Source organism: Brucella tritici (genome assembly GCF_902825325.1).
In the GTDB taxonomy this organism is placed as follows: domain Bacteria; phylum Pseudomonadota; class Alphaproteobacteria; order Rhizobiales; family Rhizobiaceae; genus Brucella.
Genome location: NZ_CADEAR010000002.1, coordinates 380,898 through 401,378, shown reverse-complemented (window position 1 = coordinate 401,378; position 20,481 = coordinate 380,898). Strand labels below are relative to the sequence as shown.

Genomic DNA, 20,481 nt, shown 5'->3' with positions numbered 1-20,481 from the left:
ATATGAGCGGAAAAACTAGCAAGATCGCCATTCTGGGTGGCGGCGCCTGGGGCACAGCCCTTGCGGCCATGGCATGCAGCAGCGGCCACGATACATGTCTGTATGCCCGTGACGAGGCGATGGTCGAAGCCATCAACCGGACACACCGCAATCCGCACTATCTAGGCGAAATCGAGCTTCCCGCCGCCATTAATGCAAGCACAGACGCGGTCGCCGTAGTCGAGCGTGCGGATGCCGTTCTGGCCGTCATTCCCGCACAGGCGATGCGCGCCGGGCTTTCGCAACTGAGCAACCTTATTCCGCAAACCGCACCTGTCGTACTCTGCGCGAAAGGGATCGAACGCAGCACCGGACGATTGATGTCGGAAGTTGTGGCCGAGGTTCTGCCGAACCACCGGATCGCTGCATTATCCGGTCCAAGCTTTGCAACAGATGTTGCCCGAGGGCTTCCAACGGCCGTGACTATTGCCTGCGAGGACGCTGTAACCGCCGATCAGCTCGCAGCACTTCTGTCTGGTCCAGCTTTCCGCTGCTATTCGACAACCGATCTTAAAGGGGTCGAAATCGGCGGTGCCCTGAAAAATGTTCTCGCCATCGCCGCCGGTGCTGCCGTCGGGCGCGGTTTCGGCGCAAGCGCTCAGGCTGCTCTCGTCACGCGCGGGTTTGCTGAGCTGCGCCGCATCGGACAGGCCATGGGAGCGAGACCCGAAACCATCATGGGTCTTTCCGGCCTCGGCGATCTGATGCTGACCTGCTCTTCGTCGCAGTCGCGCAATTACTCCTACGGGCTGGCACTCGGACGCGGTGAGGATCTGACCAATCGCCCGCTGGCCGAAGGTGTGGCGACCGCGCCGATTGCCGCCGAATTATGTCGCCAACACGCCATCTCCGCACCCATCATCGATGCGACGGGTGCGCTGCTTGACGGCACCATCACCATTGACGAAGCCGTGACGGCTCTGCTCAACCGACCACTCAAGACCGAGGACTAGAGCGTGATCCCGAAAAGTGGGAACCGGTTTTCGGACAAGATCATGCTCGAACGGAAAGGATAATTGACAATGCTTTTTGCTCTTCTGTGCAACGACAAGCAGGACCATCTGCAAGTGCGCCTCGATACGCGCCCTGCACATCTCGACTATCTCAAGGGTCTTGGTGACGGGCTGAAGTTTGCAGGCCCTTTCCTCGGTGAAGATGGCAAGCCGAACGGCAGTCTGGTCGTTGTGGAAGCTGCCGACAAGGCCGCAGCGGAAAAGATCGCTGCCAATGATCCTTATGCATCGGCAGGCCTGTTCGAGAGCGTGACCGTGCGTCCGTGGAACTGGGCGATCAACAATCCCGCCAACGCTTGAGGCTCATGACTGATGGCTTACTGGCTGTTCAAATCCGAACCGTTCAAATGGTCGTGGGAAATGCAGAAAGCCCGTGGCGAAAAAGGCGAGCAATGGGACGGTGTGCGCAATTATCTGGCGCGCAACAACATGCGCGCCATGAAACTGGGCGACAAAGGCTTCTTTTATCATTCCAATGAAGGGCTGGAAGTCGTCGGCATCGTCGAGGTCTGCGCCCTTTCACATCCTGACAGTACCACGGACGATCCGCGCTGGGACTGCGTTGACATCAGGGCCGTCCGCGACATGCCGAAGCCAGTAACGCTGAAAGATGTGAAGGCCAATCCGAAGCTGGAGAAGATGGCACTCGTCACCTCGATGCGGCTTTCGGTACAGCCGGTCATGGAAGACGAATGGATCGAAGTCTGCCGTATGGGCGGACTCGATGTCAAAGATATTTGATGCTTAATCCGGCACATAAAAGCGCGCGCGATTTCATTCTGGCCAATACCAGTCTGCAAGCGCCGCCGCATGTGCCGGAAATTCGTCTTCATCTGGCCGATGAAGCGCACGACCTCTGGCACAAGACAGAGGAAGAGCTTGCCACGATCGGCCTGCCGCCGCCCTTCTGGGCTTTCGCCTGGGCGGGCGGTCAGGGCGTGGCGCGCTATATTCTGGATCATCCTGAAACGGTGCAGGACAAGACAGTGCTCGATTTCGCATCGGGTTCCGGCCTCGTCGCCATTGCCGCCATGCAGGCAGGTGCAACAAGCGTGCTGGCTTCGGACATCGATCCCTTCGCGCTTCCGGCCATCGAGATCAATGCATCGGCCAATGGCGTGTCGGTTTTCCCCTCTCTAAACGACTTCATCGACAAGGACGATGGCTGGGACATAATTCTGGCAGGTGATGTCTTTTATGAAAAGACGCTCGCCGACCGGCTTATTCCATGGTTCATGAAGCTTGCCGAACGCGGCGCGAGCATCATCGTCGGCGATCCGGGGCGCGCCTATCTGCCCAAGGACCGGCTGCAGCAGCTTGCCGTCTATACCGTGCCCGTCACCCGCGCCCTTGAAGACGCGGAAGTGAAGCGCACGACCGTATGGGCATTTATTTAAGCAAATTTCTTCGCACCCGCCACGCAGATGACGACCACCACTGCCGTCGCAACCATCCCCATGCTGACTGGTTCCCCCGCAATACCGGCTGCCAGCATAAGGCCAAAAAAGGGCTGGAGAAGCTGCAACTGGCCCACCGTGGCCGCTCCACCCTGCGCAAGACCGCGATACCAGAAGAAAAAGCCGATCAGCATCGAAAACAGTGAGACATAGCCAAGGCTTATCCAGGCTGGCGTACCGATGCCTGTCCATGTCTCCGGGCGCGTCATGAGACTCAGTGGCAGCATGACCGGCAGCGAAAACACCAGCGCCCAGCAGATAACCTGCCAGCCGCCGAGCCTGCGCGAAAGTTGCGCGCCTTCGGCATAGCCCAGACCGCAGACGATAACGGCAGCGAGCATCAGCACGTCACCCAGAAGCGTGGATTGGCTTCCCTGTCCGTAGGCATAGGAAGCGACGATAAAGCTTCCAACCACTGAAAACAGCCAGAACATTGGGCGCGGATGCTCTCCACCGCGCAGGACAGCGAAGATTGCCGTGGCGAGCGGAAGCAGTCCTATAAAGACAATCGCATGGGCAGACGTCATGTGCTGGAGGGCAAGCCCTGTCAGAAGCGGAAAGCCGACCACCACGCCGAGCGCCACCACAATCAGTGAGATCGCATCGTTACGACGGGGAAAAGGTTCCCGAAACGCCAGCAACAGCGCCAGTCCCAGCACACCGGCAATCGAAGCGCGCGCCATTGTCAGGAAGGTCGGATCGATATCGATCACCGCCAGCCGCGTTGCCGGTAGCGACCCGGAAAAAATCAATACGCCCAAGAACCCGTTAATCCATCCCGCGGTCTTATTCCCAACATTCTCACGCATTGTGTCTTTTCGGCTTTCTTTAAAATCGTATATGGGTTTGGAAGACAATGCCGCGAAACCGCCCGAATAATCAGAGACAGTTTCCGGACAATTCTGACAAACTGTACTGGTACAAGGAATGGTACAGATGATTTCGACGGGCCTGCTGCGCAGCCTTGAAGCTGTAGAAGCCGCTTACGCAAGCGGCGAGATCGAGCGCGGCGATGAAAACGCCACCGCCGACAGGACCCCGCTCGTTGAAAAAGTGATGGGTATTATTCGCGGACGCATCACCGCGATGAGCCTCGCGCCGGGTGCACGACTGCCCTCTATCCGACGCCTTGCCGAAACGATGAACGTCTCGAAATCCACCGTCGTTGAAGCCTATGACAGGCTGGTGGCGGAGGGCATCATCCAGTCGCGGCGCGGAGCAGGCTTCTATGTCTCGGAGCGCGCACGTCAGCCGTTTTCACTCGCCACCAACATACCGCACAAGGAGCGCCAGATCGATCCTTTCTGGGTCATGCGACAATCACTAGAGGCAGACGACGCCACACTCAAACCCGGATGCGGCTGGCTGCCCGACGCGTGGCTTCCGCAGGACGCGATCCGCCGGGCGATGCGCATGGTTGCCCGCGACGAGACAAGCAATCTAGCCACCTATGGCGAACCGCTCGGTTTCCGACCGCTACGCCAGCATCTTGCTCACCGGCTCGGCGAACAGGGTATCGACGTCTCTAGCGGAGAATTACTTCTGGCCGATTCCGGCACCCAGGCCATAGATATCATCTGCCGTTATCTTCTGCAGCCAGGCGATACCGTTCTGGTCGATGATCCGTGCTATTTCAATTTTCAGGCGGTGCTTCTGACGCATCGTGTAAAACTCGTCGGCGTGCCCTATACCCATACTGGCCCGGACCTCGAAGCCTTTGCAAGAGCGGCCAGCGAACACGCGCCGAAGCTCTATATATCCAATGCCGGACTGCATAACCCGACCGGCGGCTCGATGACGCCAGCCACCGCTCACCGCCTGCTGAAGCTTGCCGAAGCGCATGGCGTCACGCTGGTTGAGGACAATATCTTCGGCGACTTCCATCCTTCGCCCGCGCCGCTTCTTGCCGAACTCGACGGGTTCGAGCGCGTTCTGCATATTGGCAGCTTCTCCAAGACGCTGTCCGCTGCCGCCCGCGTCGGCTATATTGCCGGGCGTCGCGACTGGATCGACGGACTCACCGACCTGAAACTCGCCACCAGCTTCGGCGGCAATGCGTTGTCACCGCAGATCGTTCATGCGCTTCTGACCGACGGTACCTATCGCCGTCATATCGACAGCTTACGCGCCAAACTGGCCGATGCCATGACGCTGACCGCCAATCGCCTGAAAGCGGAAGGCCTCACGCTGTGGACCGAGCCGCAAGGCGGCATGTTCCTTTGGGCGGAATTGCCGGATGGGCTGGACTCCGGCCAGATTGCCCGGCATGCTCTGGAGAAGGGTGTGCTTCTGGCACCAGGCGACGTCTTCAGCCCATCACGCACAGCAAGCGGCTTTCTCCGCTTCAATGTTGCGCAATCGCTGGAACCCTACATTTTTGCGGTGTTGCGCGATGCAATGAGAGAAGCCCGCGCCAAAATAGACAGCTGAGAAACTCCCTCAACATTAGCATCCCCGCATCGAAAACAATTTCAAGCAAAAGAGACACAGTCATCCGGACGGCTGCGGTTATACTCCTGCGACATGTCTTTGGAGGAGACATCGCGCATTTCATCGTCGGCTCGGTGTCGAAAGACATCGCGCCATGGCGATCCAGCGCAGGAAGAACGGAGAGAGCAGGCTGGCGATGCGTTCACGCCTGCTGGGAGGGAGTATCATTGAATACGCACCAGTCCGGGGCGGATACGCTTTCGCGTCCCGAAGATGAAAAACTATCTGTAGCTGCCAATCTGGCATATGGCTTTCAGCACGTGCTGACCATGTATGGTGGCATCGTAGCAGTTCCGCTGATTATCGGCCAGGCGGCAGGTCTCAGCCCAACCGAAATCGGCCTGCTGATCACCGCATCGCTTTTTGCCGGCGGCGTCGCGACGGTCCTGCAAACCATTGGCATACCCTTTTTCGGCTGTCAGCTTCCTCTGGTTCAGGGCGTCTCTTTTTCGGGCGTCGCCACCATGGTGGCCATCGTCACGTCAAGCCAAACGGGTGAAGCAGGCTTGCAGGTCGTGCTGGGTGCCGTCATTGCAGCAGCCGTGATCGGCCTTGTCATCACACCGATATTCTCGCGTATCACGCGCTTCTTTCCACCGCTTGTCACCGGCATCGTCATCACCACCATCGGCCTGACACTGATGCCCGTCGCGGCGCGGTGGGCGATGGGCGGAGACAGCAATAGCCCCGAATTCGGCAGCATGGCCAATATCGGTCTTGCAGGCCTTACCCTGGTTATCGTCCTCATTCTCAGCAAGATGGGCAATGCCACGATTTCCCGGCTTTCGATCCTGCTCGCCATGGTCATCGGAACCTTTATTGCGTGGGCGCTCGGCATGACCGATTTTTCGCGGGTAGGCGAAGGTTCGATGGTGGCACTGCCGGAGGTCTTCCATTTCGGCATGCCGGTGTTCAGCCTTGCGGCAACGCTCTCGATGTTCATCGTGATCATGGTCACGCTCGTCGAGACTTCCGCCGATATTCTGGCTGTCGGTGAAATCCTCGGCACCAAAGTGGATTCTCGACGTCTCGCCAATGGCCTGCGCGCGGATATGCTTTCAAGCATCCTGTCGCCAATTGTCGGATCGTTCACGCAGAGCGCTTTCGCGCAGAATGTCGGACTTGTTGCGGTGACGGGTGTGAAAAGCCGCTACGTGGTGGCGACCGGCGGGCTGATCCTTATCACGCTCGGCCTCCTGCCGGTGATGGGTCGGGTGATTGCCTGTGTTCCTCCGGCCATTCTGGGCGGAGCGGGTATCGTCCTGTTCGGCACAGTGGCTGCAAGCGGCATCCGCACGCTCGCCAAAGTGGACTATGAGAACAATATCAATCTCATCATCGTGGCAACCTCGATCGGCTTCGGCATGATCCCGATCGCCGCGCCCCAGTTCTATCACCACTTTCCGACCTGGTTTGAGACCATCTTCCATTCCGGTATCAGTTCGGCAGCGCTGATGGCCATTGCACTCAACCTGATGTTCAATGAAATCAAACTCGGCAACAGCAACCAGATGTCAGTCTTCGCGGAAGGCACAGAACGCATCATCCGCCATCACAACATCTCGGAGCTGCATGACGGAGACTATTTCCTGAACGGCAAGCTCTATGACGCCGACGGCAATGAAGTCAGAATCGTTGCCGCTGCTGCACACTGAGAAGATTACCTTAAGACACGGATCATCGTCCGGTCCGTCAGATGAGGCAGGAGGCGCGCCATATCGGCGCGCCTCAATGCTATGCAGCCCTCGGTCGGCGTATAGCCGGGTCGCGCCAGATGAAAGAATATCGCGCTGCCGCATCCACGACGACGTGGCGCAATGTTCCAGTCCATGACAATGCAGATATCATAAAGGTCATCGCGCCGCCACATATCCTCGTGGCTTGCCGCATAAGGCAGCCTGACGGGGCGGTTGTAATTGGCGTCGGAAGGCGCATCGCACCAGCCGTCCAGACGGCGGACACGCCCGAGCGGCAACCGTGATGACGGCAACAGGCCCTTGTCTCCGCGCCGGTATCCATAGAGCAGCCGCATGGTCGCCAGAGGCGTCGCTCCATCACCTTCACGCTTGAAAGCGGTGATTCCCCCCTTGCCAAGAGCGCATTCCAGCACCAGATTGCCGGCAACAAGCAAACCGCGAGTCTTGTGGCCCGGTTTGGCCCGCACATCAATGACGCCAATTCCCCGGCTAAATTCGTATCTGGCCAAGCCCCCGCCTCCGTGTCATGCATGTGTAAAACCGTTGTCGGCGAGAGCAAAAACCTGTTTCGCGTTTCGCCGCTTCAACTTGTCTCCATTAAATGTCATAAAACACCAAGAGCCATTTAAATCAAAGAGTAACGAGGACAGGCATGACAGGCCGTACGATACTGATTGTGGACGATGACGAAGATCTCCGTTCTATCCTCGTCGAACAGCTGGAGCTGTGCGAAGAATTCCAGATTCTGCAGGAAGACAATGCCACCAAGGGTATTCAGACTGCGCGAAACGGCATTGTAGATCTCCTGATCATGGATGTCGGCTTGCCGGATATGGATGGACGTGAAGCTGTAAAACTGCTGCGCAAGGGTGGTTTCAAGGCACCGATCATCATGCTCACCGGTCACGATACGGAATCAGATACGATTCTCGGCCTCGAATCGGGCGCCAATGATTACGTCACCAAGCCGTTCAAATTCGCCGTGCTTCTGGCTCGCGTGCGTGCACAGCTGCGCCAGCATGAGCAGAGCGAGGACGCGACCTTCATCGTCGGCCCCTATACGTTCAAGCCCGGCCAGAAGCTGCTCATCGACGAGAAGGGCAGCAAGATCCGTCTCACTGAAAAGGAAGCGGCGATCATCAAGTATCTCTATCGTGCTGGCGACAAGGTTATCGGTCGCGATGTGCTGCTTGAAGAAGTATGGGGCTATAATTCGGGCGTGACCACGCATACGCTGGAAACCCACGTCTATCGTTTGCGCCAGAAAATCGAAAAAGATCCGTCGAATGCGACGCTTCTGGTTACAGAAAGCGGGGGATACAAGCTTGTCCCATGATGGACAGCGCCCGATGCAGGTGTATTGACGATCCATGGCGCTTGATGACGATATTCGTATTCTCGGAACGGTAGGCCTGTTCGAGTCTTTCACGCCCGAACAGCTGCGGTTGCTTGCCTTCGGCGCGGAACGCCTCGTGCTCAGAGCCGGGCGCGAGCTTTTCCGTGAAGGGCAAAGTGCCGACTGCGCCTATATCGTCGTATCGGGCAACATCACCCTGTTTCACGAACAAGACGAAGGGCGGATTGCGATCCGCCCTGTCGGTCCCGGCGCCATGATTGGCGAAATGGCGTTGATCGCACAGACCTCGCGGCTTACCGGTGCGGTCGCCGAAGCGGAAACCGAGGTTATCCGCATAAGCCGCGCAATCTTCCGGCGCATTCTGGAAGAATACCCGGAAGTGGCGGCAGCGCTTCATTCGCATATCAGCCGCAATCTTCTGGAGCTGATCGGCGAAATCGAAAAAGTCGCACCGCGCCTTAATGGCGATTAAAGCGCGATCACCCTTTCCATTCCGATAGCATCGAGAAAAGCCTGATCGTGGCTCACGACGATCAATGCTCCTTCATAGGCATTGAGAGCGGTTTCCAGCGCCTCAATGGAATCAAGATCCAGATGATTTGTAGGTTCATCGAGGATCAGGAGTTCTGGAAGCTCTGTTCCACCAAGAACGCAGGCAAGTGCTGCCCGCAACAATTCGCCTCCGCTCAGACTACCGGCAAGCCGTGAAGCTCCCTCGCCGCGAAACGAAAAACGCGCCAGCGCAGCACGCGCATCATTGTCGTTCGACCCCGGATTGAGACGCCGGTAGTTTTCATAAAGCGTCTGGCCACGATCCATCAGGCTCATCTGCTGGTCGAACATCGCCACACGCGCCGGGCGCACAACGGTTCCTGTTGCTGGTTGAAGCTCCCCTGTCATCAGCCGCAACAGGCTAGTCTTGCCTGCCCCGTTCGGCCCCGCGACAACCACCCGCTCGGCCCCCACGATCTTCAATGACAGGTCGCGGATTACCGGATAATCGGCTTGCGGCCCGCCCGAGACATCTCGCATATCGAGCATGACGCGACCGGAAGGCGGAACCGCACCAGCCACATTAAAATGCATCGGCTTTACCCGTTCGACCTTTGCCTCCGCCTCCCGCAACTGCTCGTTGACCCGATTGGACTGGCGCTCCGCCAGTGCATCGCCCCGGCCTTTCGACTGTTGCGCACGGTCTTCCCGGGCATCGAGCAATAACTTGCTCATCCCAGCATCGGCGCGCGACTTGCGGCCACGGGCATCGCTGCGCGCCTGTCTTTCAACGGCAGCCTGCGCCTTGTGTTCGGCCTGTTTGACTTCGCGCCGTGCCGTTGCGAGATCGCGCGCTGCTGTCTCACGCTCCTCGGTCTTTTTCCCGTGATAGAAATCCCAATTGCCACCGTAGAACCGCAGCCCGTCGGGCGATAATTCAGCTATCGCATCCATGAACTGCAACAGTTCACGGTCATGGCTGACCACCACGGCTGCACCGCGCCAGGCGGTCAGCAAATCGACGACTGCCAAACGACCGGCACGATCGAGATTATTGGTCGGTTCGTCCAATAAAATGAGATCAGGCCTGCGGAAGATGAGAGCCGCAAGCGCCGCGCGTGTCTGCTGGCCTCCGCTCAAGATTGAAAGGGAGGTATCGGGAGCCATATCAGGCAAACCAAGCTGCTGCAGCGCGTCGGTAAAGCGCTGCGGCAGAAGCCAGTCTGCCTCATCCAGATCGCTGTCATTGGCCAAACCCTGTTCGACACGTGCCAGTCTGTCGCAATCTGTGCGCGCATCGAAAAGATCCGCCAGCGTCTGAGTACCATCGCCGCCGACGTTCTGCCGCAAAACACCGATGGTCCCGTTTACGGTCACATTTCCGCTTGTCGGAAGCAGCGCACCACTCATCATGCGCAACAGCGTTGATTTACCCACGCCATTGCGCCCGACCAGACCGATGCGGCCTTCGGCTATGCTGAAATTGATGGATTCGAAGAGAGTACGGCCATCAGCCGTAACGCAGGAAACATCCTGAAGTGTAAGAAGAGCAGACATCGCGAACCATGGAAACGTTGAAAACACTGGTCATTTGAAACAGTGCAATCCGATCCATCGTTCTTCTCTCCTCTTCTAAACCGGCTCTTATATAGGCCTTACGATCCGATCAATCCAGATCAAATGTCGCAATGACTGGCACATGGTCCGATGGGCGGTCCCAACCGCGCGCATCGCGAAGGATTTGCAGACCCTGCATATGCCCTTCAAGATCGGCAGAACCCCAGACGTGATCCAGCCTGCGGCCACGATCCGATTCGGCCCAATCCTTGGCGCGATAGCTCCACCAGGTGAAGATCTTCTGGTCAGCTGGAATAAGCTGCCGCATCAGGTCGCTCCAGCCGCCTTTCACACGCAGGTCTTCAAGCGTCTCGGTTTCGATCGGCGTATGGCTGACGATCTTGAGAAGCTGCTTGTGCGACCAGACATCGTTTTCGAGCGGCGCGATATTGAGATCGCCAACGAGAACGGAGGAATGCCCATCCTGCCGGTCAGCAACGATAGCGCGCATTTCTTCGAGAAAAGCCAGCTTATGCGCAAACTTCGGATTGATCTCGGGGTCCGGCTCATCACCACCCGCCGGAACGTAGAAATTATGAATGCGAAGCTTTTTGCCGCCAGCTTCGACCACCGCGCTCAGATGGCGGCAGTCACCCATGTCGCAGAAACCGATCTTTTCCAGGCCCGTCAGAGGACGCCGCGATATTGTTGCAACGCCGTGATAGCCTTTCTGGCCGCTGATCGCGATGTGCTCATAACCGAGCGCGCGGAACCCCTTGGACGGGAACTGATCGTCCGGGCATTTGGTTTCCTGAAGACACAGAACATCCGGCTGATAATCGCGCAAAAACTGCTCGACTAGCGGCATACGCAGACGAACGGAATTGATGTTCCAGGTAGCAACGGAAAAGGCCATGAAGGTAAGTCTCGCAGCAACGAAAAAGATGCCGCGAACCTAATCATTTATCCGACAAATGCAAACCGGTTGCACATCACAAACTGACGATTACTGACCTTTGCGTTTCATGGCGATGCGCTGATAGTCGATCTTGAACATATCGTCGGTGAAACGCACGCCGCTGCGCACATTGAAGATCATGACGGTCGTATCGAGCTTCTGGGCATCCGTGATGGTCCACTGCTTCAGCTCGTAGGATTTGGGGTCGAACATCATGGTGATTTTCGAATCGCCGAAGACCGACTTGTCGCCCAATACCAGCGTGGTCATGTCCGGCTCCTGCTTCACATTCTGAAGACGACCACCGCCAAGATCGATCCGGTCTGCCAGAAGCAGCTTCAAGGGTGTTTTCGACAGCGGATAGAGATCCCAGGTATCGAGCTTGCGGTTGTTGATGACAACAGATTCGCCATCCGAAATCACACGGATCGGGGAATTATTGTAGTTGAAACGGATTTTGCCCGGACGTTCGATATAGAAAGTACCACCCGTCTGCTCGCCCTTGGGGCCGAACTGCACGAACTCGCCAGTCATTGTGCGAACCGATGAGAAATGATCGGCGATCTGCTGTGCCGCCGCGCCGCCGCCAGCACCCTGCGCAATCGCGGCAACGGGAGCTATAACCAGCGACGTCATGCCAAGTCCAAGCGCTCCCATTCCCAGCACGGCTGCAAGGCGACCAGCTTTCGCGAATGCGGAGAAACGGGAGAACATCATCGACAAACTTTCTCTTTTCATCATTCTGTTGAACTACGCCGCCAGTTGGGCGCGAGTATGGCGTCCCGCAGTCATACACCCGGCTTAGAAATCATCGTCACCGGTCGGGACGAGAATTTCACGCTTGCCCGCATGGTTGGCCGGACCGACAATGCCTTCATCCTCCATACGTTCGATGATCGAGGCAGCCCGGTTGTAGCCAATTCCAAGACGGCGCTGGATATAGGAGGTCGAAGCCTTCTTGTCACGCAGCACCACGGCGACGGCCTGATCGTATGGATCGTCGGAATCTTCCAGATTGCCGGTTCCAGCCGGACCGCTGCCGCCTTCGTCGTCTTCTTCATCCTCGGTGATCGCATCGAGATATTCGGGCACACCCTGAAGCTTCAAGTGCTGCACGATGCGTTCCACCTCGTCGTCGCCGACGAATGGTCCGTGCACGCGCTGGATACGACCGCCGCCAGCCATGAAGAGCATATCGCCCTGACCGAGAAGCTGTTCGGCACCCTGCTCGCCCAGAATGGTGCGGCTGTCGATTTTCGACGTCACCTGGAAGGAAATACGGGTCGGGAAGTTGGCCTTGATCGTGCCGGTGATGACATCGACCGAAGGACGCTGCGTCGCCATGATGACGTGGATACCCGCCGCACGGGCCATCTGCGCCAGACGCTGCACGGCACCTTCGATATCCTTGCCGGCGACCATCATCAAGTCAGCCATTTCGTCGATGATGACGACGATATAGGGCATTGGCTCCAGATCGAGCTCTTCGGTCTCGTAGATCGCTTCGCCGGTATTGCGGTCGAAGCCGGTCTGCACGGTGCGGGCGATCGGCTCGCCCTTCTTCTGCGCAAGGCCGACGCGCTGATTGAAACCGTCAATATTGCGAACGCCGACCTTCGACATCTTGCGATAGCGGTCTTCCATTTCACGCACGGTCCATTTGAGCGCGACGACAGCCTTCTTCGGATCGGTCACAACGGGCGTCAGCAGATGCGGAATACCGTCATAGACGGAGAGTTCCAGCATCTTCGGATCGATCATGATCAGGCGGCATTCCTGCGGCGTCATACGATAAAGCAACGACAGGATCATCGTGTTGATCGCCACCGACTTACCCGAACCGGTCGTACCGGCAACGAGAACATGCGGCATCTTCGCGATGTCGGCGATGACCGGCTCACCATTGATGGTCTTGCCGAGCGCAAGCGCCAGTTTCGCCTTGGACTGTTCGAAGTCACGGCTCGCCAGCATTTCGCGCAGATAAACCATTTCGCGCTTCGGGTTCGGCAGTTCGATGCCGATGGCATTACGGCCCGGAATGACGGCCACACGTGCTGCAATCGCGCTCATAGAGCGGGCGATATCGTCGGCAAGGCCGATGACGCGCGAAGACTTGATACCCGGCGCAGGTTCCAGTTCGTAAAGCGTGACGACCGGGCCAGGCTTAACGTTGATGATTTCACCACGCACACCGAAATCTTCCAGAACACCTTCCAGCAAACGGGCGTTCTGTTCCAGCGCATCCTTGGAAAGCGCAGGATCGCGCTGGACAAGCTTTGGCTCGGCGAGGAAATGCAGTGATGGCATTTCGAAAACGCCGTTGTCCTTGAGGAAGGACGGCTGTGCCTCGCGTTGGGCGCGTGGACCAGGTTTCGGCGACGGGGCGGCCTGCTCCACGCGGGCCTTGCGGCTCCGCGGCGGCGGTGCATCGTGCCATTCCTGACCGACGAGCGGCGCGCCGTCATCCATATCATCCATATCGAAAGGCGGTTCGTCCTCGGCAGCGGCAGGCGCACCGAAACCGGGTTCACGACGCGGCGCATTGCGTATTTCGGCGTTGCGGCGCACCACGCGCATATCGTCGAAATCTTCCGCACGCGGACGGCGACGGCCAAGCCCGGTCAGGCGCTTGAAATTCGCGGTCGAGGTCAGTGCCAGATGGGTGAGTGCTCCCATAAGCTGGAAACCACCACCGGCTGATGCATCATCATCTTCGTCATCTGCTGAGAAATCATCTTCCTCCACACTACGACGAGCCGAGGGCTGCGCAGAATTGACGATCCCCGCACCGCGCCCAACGATACCGCTGGCGAAAAGGCAGAGCCAAAAAGCCGGGACTGCGAGGATAAGTGCAATACCCGATGCTATTGCACCTTGCGGAAAACTGCCGAGGAAGAGACCCGGAAACTTGAGGATCATGTCTCCGAAGACGCCACCAAGACCGATCGGCATTGGCCAGCTTTCGGGTACGGCGAAGCAGCTGGCGATAGCTGCGAACAGGAGTGCTGCGCCAAGCCATGCGAAACTGCGTTTGGCTATGCGTCCGATGCCGCCGCGCGTCATCATCAGAAGCGACCACACGGCAAGGGGAAGCAGAGCGGGAACACTCGCCAGGCCGAAAAACTGCATCGCGATGTCAGAGAACACCGCGCCGGGATAACCAAGCGCATTCGTTACCGGATTGTCGGTCGCATGACTGAAGCTCGGATCGGCAACATTCCAGGTCGCCAATGCGCCGACAGCCATGCCGGTGAGCGCCAGAAGGCCCAATCCGAACAGGATATAGAACTGCCTGCGGAAGAGATTGGCCAGTTTCAGCCTGTCTTCCGTAATCCGCTCGTCACGCAGCGGGTATGAGGGCGAATATCCTTGCCGCATATAGCCTGTCCCGAACCGAAAATATTTGCTGGGCCCCAAGCGGAAATGCTCCGGGCACATTGAATCGGTCCGATCCTAGTCGCTGGATGGTTAATTCCCCATTAACCATGCAGGGGGTCGCAAACAAATCCGTTGATGAAATGAAAAAGGCGCGGTTTCCCGCGCCTTTTCCCTCTTGAGACAATCCCGCTCTACTGAACAGACTCGCCGTGCAAAGCGATGTCGAGACCTTCAATCTCAGCCTGCTTGCTGGGTCGCAGACCCATGATGGCCTTGACCACGTAAAGAATGATCGCGGTAGCAATCGCCGTATAGACAATCGTAATGGCAGCGCCGAAGAACTGCTTGCCGATGGTTGCACCTTCACTGGCCGGGTTGATCGCCGCATCGGCGAAGAGACCGGTCAGCACCGCACCAACGAAGCCGCCGACACCATGGACGCCAAACGCATCGAGCGAATCGTCATAACCGAGTGCGTGCTTGATCTTCACGGCCGCCACATAGCAGACCACACCGGCGACGATACCGATGATGAGCGCACCCATAGGGTTGACGAAACCGGCGGCAGGCGTAACGGCGACAAGGCCTGCAACGGCGCCTGAAATGATGCCGAGTACGCTTGGCTTGCCAGCAATCGCCCATTCTACGACCATCCAGGCCAGAGCCGCACCGGCGGTCGCAACCTGCGTGTTGAGCATGGCGACACCGGCAAGTGCATTGGCGCCAGCAGCAGAACCCGCATTGAAGCCGAACCAGCCCACCCACAGAAGGGCAGCACCAATGACCGAGAGCACGAGATTGTGCGGCGCCATGTTGGTGTGGCCGTAACCATCGCGTTTGCCGATGATGAGGGCCGCAACCAGACCGGCGACACCAGCATTGATATGGACAACCGTACCGCCGGCAAAATCAAGCACGCCATCCGACGCCATGAAGCCGCCGCCCCAGACCCAATGTGCGACCGGGATATAGACGATGAACAACCAGAGGGTCAGGAAGACCAGCATGGAGGAAAACTTCATGCGCTCGGCAAACGAACCGGCGATGAGTGCGGGCGTGATGACGGCGAAAGTCATCTGGAAGGTGATGAACACATATTCGGGGATGGTTCCCGTCAGCGATTCCATCGTGACGCCGGAGAAGAAGGCCTTGGAAAGACCGCCTACATAAGAATTGAGCGATCCACCATCGGTAAAGGCCAGCGAATAGCCTGCAACCATCCACAGAATGGACATGAGGCAGGTGATGGCAAAGCTCTGCATTACGGTGGACAGCACGTTCTTCTTGCGCACCATGCCGCCATAGAACAGTGCGAGACCGGGTATGGTCATCATCAACACAAGCGCGGTTGAAGTCAGCATCCATGCCGTATCGCCCGTATCGAGGGTTGGTGTCGGTGCGGCGTCCTGTGCCATTGCCGTCCCGGCCATGGCGACGAGCGCAGGCAGGGTAGCCAGAAGGGCCGTTTGCTTGTTTCTTCCTGTTATGAGCATCGAATATCTCCGTCGAAGGGCGGCTTCAAACGCGGCTGCGCTGGAAAGACCGGTTCAAACAGAGAGAAACAAAAATCGTGCCAGTTGGCCCCGACAGGAAAATTTACTGCAAATTTTCTGATATTCGGTGCGCCGGATGCGGAAATTCCAAGCCATTGACGAGATGATGCCGATGCAATTTCGAACCGAATGACACCTCAAGTGATTCATTCGATTCAGGTTTTGCGCCATGGGCATTCCGCCAACCAGCGGCGAAATGCCTTATTTTTAATCGAAGCACTAACCTGCGATTAAAAAATAATCATTTCTTTTCATCGTGGACGCGGATCAACCCTTCCTGCGCGACCGATGCAATCAGCACGCCGTCGCGCGTATAAAGCGCGCCCCGGTTAAAACCGCGCGCGCCAGAGGCACTCGGCGTATCCTGCGTGTAGAGCAGCCAGTCATCAAGCTTGCACGGACGATGAAACCACATGGCGTGATCAAGGCTCGCAACCTGCAGGTCACGGTCGAAAATCGTGCGGCCATGCGGATGCAGGGATGTATCGAGCAGGGTCATATCGGAGAGATAGGCGAGAATGGCGGCCTGCAGCGCCCGGTCATCCGGCACGATGCCGCGCGCCCTGACCCAGACATGCTGTGCAGGCTCAAGCTTCTCGCGTGAGAAATAATGGGTCAGCGATACAGGCTTGATCTCGATTGGCCGTTCCCGCTCCCAGTATTTGCGCACATTAGGCGGCGCCATATGGAGATATTGCTCCTTGATGTCACGATCACCGACAAGCTGTTCGGGCATTGGCAGCCCTTCCGGCATGGGAAGCTGGTGATCAAGCCCACCCTCATCCACCTGAAACGAGGCCGAAAGGGAGAAAATAGCCTTGCCATGCTGCTTTGCCAAAACGCGCCGCGTGCTGAAGCTCGACCCGTCACGGATACGATCCACCTCATAGACAATCGGGATCGCCGGGTCGCCGGGTCGCACGAAATAGGCATGCAGGGAATGGACGTACCGTTCTGGCTCAACTGTGCGCTGCGCAGCGATCAGCGCCTGCCCGATCACCTGCCCACCGAAAACCCGTTGCCAGCCAACCTGTGGGCTGTTGCCGCGGAACAGGTCCACTTCAAGCGTTTCCAGATCGAGGATGGAAAGAAGCTCACGCATTGCCGCCGTCTGCTCGATCCCGGACTTTTCTTCATCAGACATGGACAGCCTGCCTCTCGCAACCATATATGCTTTACAAAGTTCGAGAGGCATGTTTGAGCCCGCGTGTCCGTACCTGTCAAGAACCGGGCAGGCCAAAGAAAACACATTCCCTCGCCAATGGTTGGGCTGGAGTTTGGGCCAGAACAGGCGGCGTGGCAAAATATCGGGTTTCATACGCGACGATATATGCCAAAACACTGCCCGAAAGACGGATTCTGGAAAGGAACGACAATGGCTGGCCAGAAAAATGCGGAAGCCCCACGCAATAACGATGTGGTGATTGCAGGTGGCGGCTATGTCGGGCTCGTTACGGCGGTTGCGATCAAATCGGCGGCGCCGCACCTTTCCGTTACTGTCATCGACGGTGCGCCGGCTGGTGCCTGGAAGAACGACCCGCGTGCATCCTCGATTGCCGCTGCTGCATCGCGCATGCTGGACCAGCTCGGATGCTGGCGGGAAATCCTCCCCGAAGCCCAGCCCATCACGGAAATGGTCATCACCGATTCGCGTACTTCCGATCCCGTGCGCCCGGTGTTTCTCACTTTCGAAGGTGAAGTTGAACCCGGCGAACCCTTTGCCCATATGGTTGAAAACCGTGTCCTCAACACCGCCCTCCACAACAAGGCTGAAGCGCTCGGAATCACCTTCCTTGAAGCCACCAGCGTGGAGAATTTCAACACTCTCCCAGAAGGTGTGGCAGTCACTCTTTCCAATGGAAACGCGCTTGAAACACGCCTGCTGATCGCTGCCGATGGCGCACGCTCCCGCCTGCGCGATCTGGCTGGCATCAAGACGGTCAACTGGGATTACGGCCAGTCCGGCATCGTGTGCAATGTCGCCCATGAACTGCCGCATGACGGCCGCGCCGATGAACACTTTTTGCCAGCCGGTCCATTTGCGATCCTTCCGTTGAAGGGCAATCGCAGTTCCCTGGTCTGGACCGAGCGCACGTCGGATGCCGAACGCCTCATCCGCGAAGACGACTTCGTGTTCGAAGCGGAACTGGAACAGCGCTTCGGTCACCGTCTTGGTGCCCTGCATGTCGAAGGCCCGCGCCGCGCCTTCCCGCTCGGCCTGACGCTGGCGCGCGAATTCGTGAAACCGCGCTTCGTGCTGGTGGGCGACGCGGCGCACCGCATCCATCCGATTGCCGGTCAAGGCCTCAATCTCGGTTTCCGGGATGCTGCCGCAATTGCGGAAGTCGTGGTCGAAACAGACCGGCTCGGCCTCGACATCGGTTCGTTTGCCGCCCTGGAGCGCTACCAGTCCTGGCGTCGCTTCGACACCGTGCAGATGGGGGTGACGACAGATATCCTGACCAAGCTTTTTTCCAACGATAACCCTGCCATCCGTTCGATCCGCGATATTGGTCTGGGGCTCGTCGATCGGGTGCCGACACTGAAATCCTTCTTCATCAAGCAGGCCGCCGGTCTTTCGGGCGATATACCGCGTCTGTTGAAAGGACAGTCCATCTAGTTGGGGCTGATTGCTGGAAGCCGTGGTCAAGCGCCCTATATCGGTAGCGGAAATCCCAACCGAGAGGAGAGCTTCCCATGGACAGAAAAGCAACCGCCATCTGGCAAGGCACGCTGAAGGAAGGCAAAGGCACCCTCAACACGCAAAGCGGTGCGCTGAAGGACCTGCCTTATGATTTCAAGGCTCGTTTTCAGGACGAAAGCGGTCGCTCCGGCACCAATCCGGAAGAACTTCTGGGCGCTGCCCACGCAGGCTGCTTTGCCATGCAGCTTTCAGCACTCCTCACGGAGCACGGAACACCTCCGGAAAAACTGGAAGCAACGGCAGCAGTTACTGTCGGCCCCGCAGCCGGTGGCGGCTTTGAGATCAGCCGCAGCGCGCTGACACTCAACGCAACTATTCCAGGCATCTCGGTCGAAGATTTTGAGGCTCTCGCCAACAAGGCCAAGCAATCCTGCCCTCTCTCGAAAGCACTGGGTGCCATCGAGGTTACGCTAGATGCAAAGCTGGTCTGAGCGAGTTCAAGACACGGAAATGATGAGCGGGCGCAAGCCCGCTTTTTATTCGGGCAGGTGGCAGACTGCTTCGATATTGTGCCCATCCGGGTCGGTCACGAAGGCAGCGTAATAATCAGGATGGTAATCAGTACGCAGGCCCGGTTTGCCGTTGTCGGCGCCACCGGCGGCAATAGCTGCTTCATAAAAGCGGTCAACCTCGGAGCGGGTTCCAGCCGAAAAAGCGACGTGAAGCACGCCCTCCAGTTTCGCGCCCTTCTGCTTGCCGATCCAGAATTCCGGCTTGCCGTTGCGACCGTAACCCACCCAGTCACCGAACTCCATGGCCCGGCTTATGCCAAGCGGTGCCAATGCCGCATCATAGAAACCCCGCGATTTGGGCATGCTGGAAATGTTGAAACCGATATGATCGAGCATGATTGCCCTGTCTCCGATGGACTTATTCTCCAATCAGATATTGGCGCGGCTATAAAGATCAAGCCTTCTGCGATGGTAACCGGCGCTCAGATCAAAAAAAGGGGAAGGTTTGCACCTTCCCCTCATTCAAATTGATAGCGATGCTGCGATTACACGCGGCGCTCGACCATCATCTTCTTGATTTCGGCAATCGCCTTGGCAGGGTTCAAGCCCTTCGGGCAGGTCTGCGCGCAATTCATGATCGTGTGGCAGCGATAGAGCCGGAACGGGTCCTCGAGATTATCGAGGCGTTCGCCCTTGGCTTCGTCGCGGCTATCGATCAGCCAGCGATAGGCCTGAAGCAGCACGGCAGGGCCGAGATAACGGTCGCCGTTCCACCAGTAGCTCGGGCACGAGGTCGAGCAGCAGGCGCACAGAATGCACTCGTAGAGACCATCGAGTTTCTGACGGTCCTCATGGCTCTGCAGCCACTCCTTCTGTGGCTCCGGCGAAACCGTCTTGAGCCATGGCTCAATGGAACGATGCTGAGCGTAGAAATTGGTGAGGTCCGGCACAAGGTCTTTCACCACCGGCATATGCGGCAGCGGATAAACCTTGATGGCGCCCTTGATGTCGTCCATGCCCTTGGTGCAGGCAAGCGTGTTTGCGCCGTCGATATTCATGGCGCAGGAACCGCAAATGCCTTCACGGCAGGAACGGCGCAGCGTCAGCGTCGGATCGATCTTGTTCTTGATATAGAGCAGACCGTCCAGAACCATCGGACCGCAATCGTCGCGGTCGACATAATAAGTGTCGATGCTTGGATTGGCGTCGTCATCCGGCGACCAACGATAGATACGGAATTCGGTGACCCGCTTCGCACCATCGGGGCGCGGCCAGGTCTTGCCCTCTTGCGGGCGCGAATTCTTGGGAAGTGCGAGTTCAACCATTGCTCTTTC

The 20,481-nt window shown here is 57.8% G+C and carries 20 protein-coding genes; 10 read left to right on the top strand and 10 right to left on the bottom strand.

Going from position 1 to position 20,481, the window contains the following annotated elements; translation table 11 throughout:
* Positions 1–2: 2 nt before the first annotated feature.
* From HWX93_RS04105 to HWX93_RS04090, 4 genes are all read left to right on the top strand, one after another.
* Positions 3–992, top strand: coding sequence for an NAD(P)H-dependent glycerol-3-phosphate dehydrogenase (locus HWX93_RS04105; protein WP_176036582.1), 990 nt, complete (start codon positions 3–5; stop codon positions 990–992).
* A 69-nt stretch (positions 993–1,061) separates the two neighbouring features.
* Positions 1,062–1,352, top strand: a complete 291-nt coding sequence (locus HWX93_RS04100; RefSeq protein ID WP_176036581.1) for a YciI-like protein — start codon at positions 1,062–1,064, stop codon at positions 1,350–1,352.
* A gap of 12 nt (positions 1,353–1,364) precedes the next feature.
* Positions 1,365–1,793 carry an EVE domain-containing protein gene (locus HWX93_RS04095; protein WP_176036580.1) on the top strand — a complete coding sequence of 143 codons (429 nt, stop codon included), beginning with the start codon at positions 1,365–1,367 and terminating at the stop codon, positions 1,791–1,793.
* Positions 1,793–2,449: a class I SAM-dependent methyltransferase gene (locus HWX93_RS04090; protein ID WP_176036579.1), complete on the top strand. Its 657-nt coding sequence runs from the start codon at positions 1,793–1,795 to the stop codon at positions 2,447–2,449. The genes HWX93_RS04095 and HWX93_RS04090 overlap by 1 nt, the downstream gene beginning before the upstream one ends.
* On the opposite strand, the gene HWX93_RS04085 is transcribed toward HWX93_RS04090, so the two are convergent.
* Positions 2,446–3,318 (bottom strand): DMT family transporter, encoded by an 873-nt coding sequence (locus tag HWX93_RS04085; RefSeq protein ID WP_109988592.1) that lies wholly within the window; start codon positions 3,316–3,318, stop codon positions 2,446–2,448. The genes HWX93_RS04090 and HWX93_RS04085 overlap by 4 nt on opposite strands.
* Positions 3,319–3,445: 127 nt before the next feature.
* Here HWX93_RS04085 and HWX93_RS04080 point away from each other — a divergent pair, with 127 nt between their 5' ends.
* Entirely contained in the window at positions 3,446–4,939 is a 1,494-nt protein-coding gene (locus HWX93_RS04080; protein ID WP_176036631.1) for a PLP-dependent aminotransferase family protein, read from the top strand.
* A 227-nt stretch (positions 4,940–5,166) separates the two neighbouring features.
* Positions 5,167–6,654, top strand: coding sequence for a nucleobase:cation symporter-2 family protein (locus HWX93_RS04075; protein WP_176036578.1), 1,488 nt, complete (start codon positions 5,167–5,169; stop codon positions 6,652–6,654).
* Between the two features lie 5 nt (positions 6,655–6,659).
* On the opposite strand, the gene HWX93_RS04070 is transcribed toward HWX93_RS04075, so the two are convergent.
* The gene (locus tag HWX93_RS04070; protein WP_109988595.1) at positions 6,660–7,205 is read right to left on the bottom strand and encodes a L,D-transpeptidase family protein; all 546 of its coding nucleotides are present in this window, start codon (positions 7,203–7,205) and stop codon (positions 6,660–6,662) included.
* A gap of 143 nt (positions 7,206–7,348) precedes the next feature.
* On the opposite strand from HWX93_RS04070, the gene HWX93_RS04065 reads away from it, so the two are divergent.
* Both HWX93_RS04065 and HWX93_RS04060 read left to right on the top strand, forming a co-directional pair.
* The gene (locus HWX93_RS04065; protein ID WP_109988596.1) at positions 7,349–8,032 is read left to right on the top strand and encodes a response regulator transcription factor; all 684 of its coding nucleotides are present in this window, start codon (positions 7,349–7,351) and stop codon (positions 8,030–8,032) included.
* A 34-nt stretch (positions 8,033–8,066) separates the two neighbouring features.
* A complete protein-coding gene (locus tag HWX93_RS04060; RefSeq protein ID WP_109988597.1) occupies positions 8,067–8,525 on the top strand; it encodes a cyclic nucleotide-binding domain-containing protein in 459 nt (152 codons plus the stop codon).
* Here HWX93_RS04060 and HWX93_RS04055 read toward each other — a convergent pair.
* The 6 genes from HWX93_RS04055 to tesB form a co-directional block, all read right to left on the bottom strand.
* Positions 8,522–10,102, bottom strand: coding sequence for an ABC-F family ATP-binding cassette domain-containing protein (locus HWX93_RS04055; RefSeq protein WP_176036577.1), 1,581 nt, complete (start codon positions 10,100–10,102; stop codon positions 8,522–8,524). The genes HWX93_RS04060 and HWX93_RS04055 overlap by 4 nt on opposite strands.
* Positions 10,103–10,211: 109 nt before the next feature.
* Entirely contained in the window at positions 10,212–11,018 is an 807-nt protein-coding gene (locus HWX93_RS04050; protein WP_176036576.1) for an exodeoxyribonuclease III, read from the bottom strand.
* Between the two features lie 90 nt (positions 11,019–11,108).
* Positions 11,109–11,777, bottom strand: a complete 669-nt coding sequence (locus tag HWX93_RS04045; protein ID WP_176036575.1) for an outer membrane lipoprotein carrier protein LolA — start codon at positions 11,775–11,777, stop codon at positions 11,109–11,111.
* 84 nt (positions 11,778–11,861) lie between these two features.
* Entirely contained in the window at positions 11,862–14,438 is a 2,577-nt protein-coding gene (locus HWX93_RS04040; protein ID WP_176036574.1) for a DNA translocase FtsK, read from the bottom strand.
* 191 nt (positions 14,439–14,629) lie between these two features.
* Entirely contained in the window at positions 14,630–15,931 is a 1,302-nt protein-coding gene (locus HWX93_RS04035; protein WP_176036573.1) for an ammonium transporter, read from the bottom strand.
* A 301-nt stretch (positions 15,932–16,232) separates the two neighbouring features.
* Positions 16,233–17,135 carry an acyl-CoA thioesterase II gene (tesB, locus tag HWX93_RS04030; RefSeq protein ID WP_210267195.1) on the bottom strand — a complete coding sequence of 301 codons (903 nt, stop codon included), beginning with the start codon at positions 17,133–17,135 and terminating at the stop codon, positions 16,233–16,235.
* Between the two features lie 231 nt (positions 17,136–17,366).
* Between tesB and HWX93_RS04025 the strand changes: the two genes are divergently transcribed.
* Both HWX93_RS04025 and HWX93_RS04020 read left to right on the top strand, forming a co-directional pair.
* A complete protein-coding gene (locus tag HWX93_RS04025) occupies positions 17,367–18,611 on the top strand; it encodes a ubiquinone biosynthesis hydroxylase (RefSeq protein WP_176036571.1) in 1,245 nt (414 codons plus the stop codon).
* Positions 18,612–18,688: 77 nt separating this feature from the next.
* Complete coding sequence (locus tag HWX93_RS04020) at positions 18,689–19,126, top strand: OsmC family protein (protein ID WP_061344520.1); 438 nt, start codon at positions 18,689–18,691, stop codon at positions 19,124–19,126.
* 45 nt (positions 19,127–19,171) lie between these two features.
* Here the strand turns inward: HWX93_RS04020 and HWX93_RS04015 are convergent, their stop codons facing one another.
* Together HWX93_RS04015 and HWX93_RS04010 are read right to left on the bottom strand one after the other, a co-directional pair.
* Positions 19,172–19,543: a VOC family protein gene (locus tag HWX93_RS04015; RefSeq protein ID WP_109988607.1), complete on the bottom strand. Its 372-nt coding sequence runs from the start codon at positions 19,541–19,543 to the stop codon at positions 19,172–19,174.
* A gap of 149 nt (positions 19,544–19,692) precedes the next feature.
* Complete coding sequence (locus HWX93_RS04010) at positions 19,693–20,472, bottom strand: succinate dehydrogenase iron-sulfur subunit (RefSeq protein ID WP_010657572.1); 780 nt, start codon at positions 20,470–20,472, stop codon at positions 19,693–19,695.
* Between the last annotated feature and the right edge of the window lie 9 nt (positions 20,473–20,481).

Coding starts and splice junctions, on each gene's coding strand:
- HWX93_RS04105 (WP_176036582.1), top strand. CDS start 3: ATGAGCGGAAAAACTAGCAAGATCGCCATTCTGGGTGGCGGCGCCTGG.
- HWX93_RS04085 (WP_109988592.1), bottom strand. CDS start 3,318: ATGCGTGAGAATGTTGGGAATAAGACCGCGGGATGGATTAACGGGTTC.
- HWX93_RS04080 (WP_176036631.1), top strand. CDS start 3,446: ATGATTTCGACGGGCCTGCTGCGCAGCCTTGAAGCTGTAGAAGCCGCT.
- HWX93_RS04015 (WP_109988607.1), bottom strand. CDS start 19,543: ATGCTCGATCATATCGGTTTCAACATTTCCAGCATGCCCAAATCGCGG.
- HWX93_RS04060 (WP_109988597.1), top strand. CDS start 8,067: ATGGCGCTTGATGACGATATTCGTATTCTCGGAACGGTAGGCCTGTTC.
- HWX93_RS04025 (WP_176036571.1), top strand. CDS start 17,367: ATGGCTGGCCAGAAAAATGCGGAAGCCCCACGCAATAACGATGTGGTG.
- HWX93_RS04100 (WP_176036581.1), top strand. CDS start 1,062: ATGCTTTTTGCTCTTCTGTGCAACGACAAGCAGGACCATCTGCAAGTG.
- HWX93_RS04035 (WP_176036573.1), bottom strand. CDS start 15,931: ATGCTCATAACAGGAAGAAACAAGCAAACGGCCCTTCTGGCTACCCTG.
- HWX93_RS04065 (WP_109988596.1), top strand. CDS start 7,349: ATGACAGGCCGTACGATACTGATTGTGGACGATGACGAAGATCTCCGT.
- HWX93_RS04095 (WP_176036580.1), top strand. CDS start 1,365: ATGGCTTACTGGCTGTTCAAATCCGAACCGTTCAAATGGTCGTGGGAA.
- HWX93_RS04045 (WP_176036575.1), bottom strand. CDS start 11,777: ATGATGTTCTCCCGTTTCTCCGCATTCGCGAAAGCTGGTCGCCTTGCA.
- HWX93_RS04040 (WP_176036574.1), bottom strand. CDS start 14,438: ATGCGGCAAGGATATTCGCCCTCATACCCGCTGCGTGACGAGCGGATT.
- tesB (WP_210267195.1), bottom strand. CDS start 17,135: ATGTCTGATGAAGAAAAGTCCGGGATCGAGCAGACGGCGGCAATGCGT.
- HWX93_RS04050 (WP_176036576.1), bottom strand. CDS start 11,018: ATGGCCTTTTCCGTTGCTACCTGGAACATCAATTCCGTTCGTCTGCGT.
- HWX93_RS04055 (WP_176036577.1), bottom strand. CDS start 10,102: ATGTCTGCTCTTCTTACACTTCAGGATGTTTCCTGCGTTACGGCTGAT.
- HWX93_RS04010 (WP_010657572.1), bottom strand. CDS start 20,472: ATGGTTGAACTCGCACTTCCCAAGAATTCGCGCCCGCAAGAGGGCAAG.
- HWX93_RS04090 (WP_176036579.1), top strand. CDS start 1,793: ATGCTTAATCCGGCACATAAAAGCGCGCGCGATTTCATTCTGGCCAAT.
- HWX93_RS04020 (WP_061344520.1), top strand. CDS start 18,689: ATGGACAGAAAAGCAACCGCCATCTGGCAAGGCACGCTGAAGGAAGGC.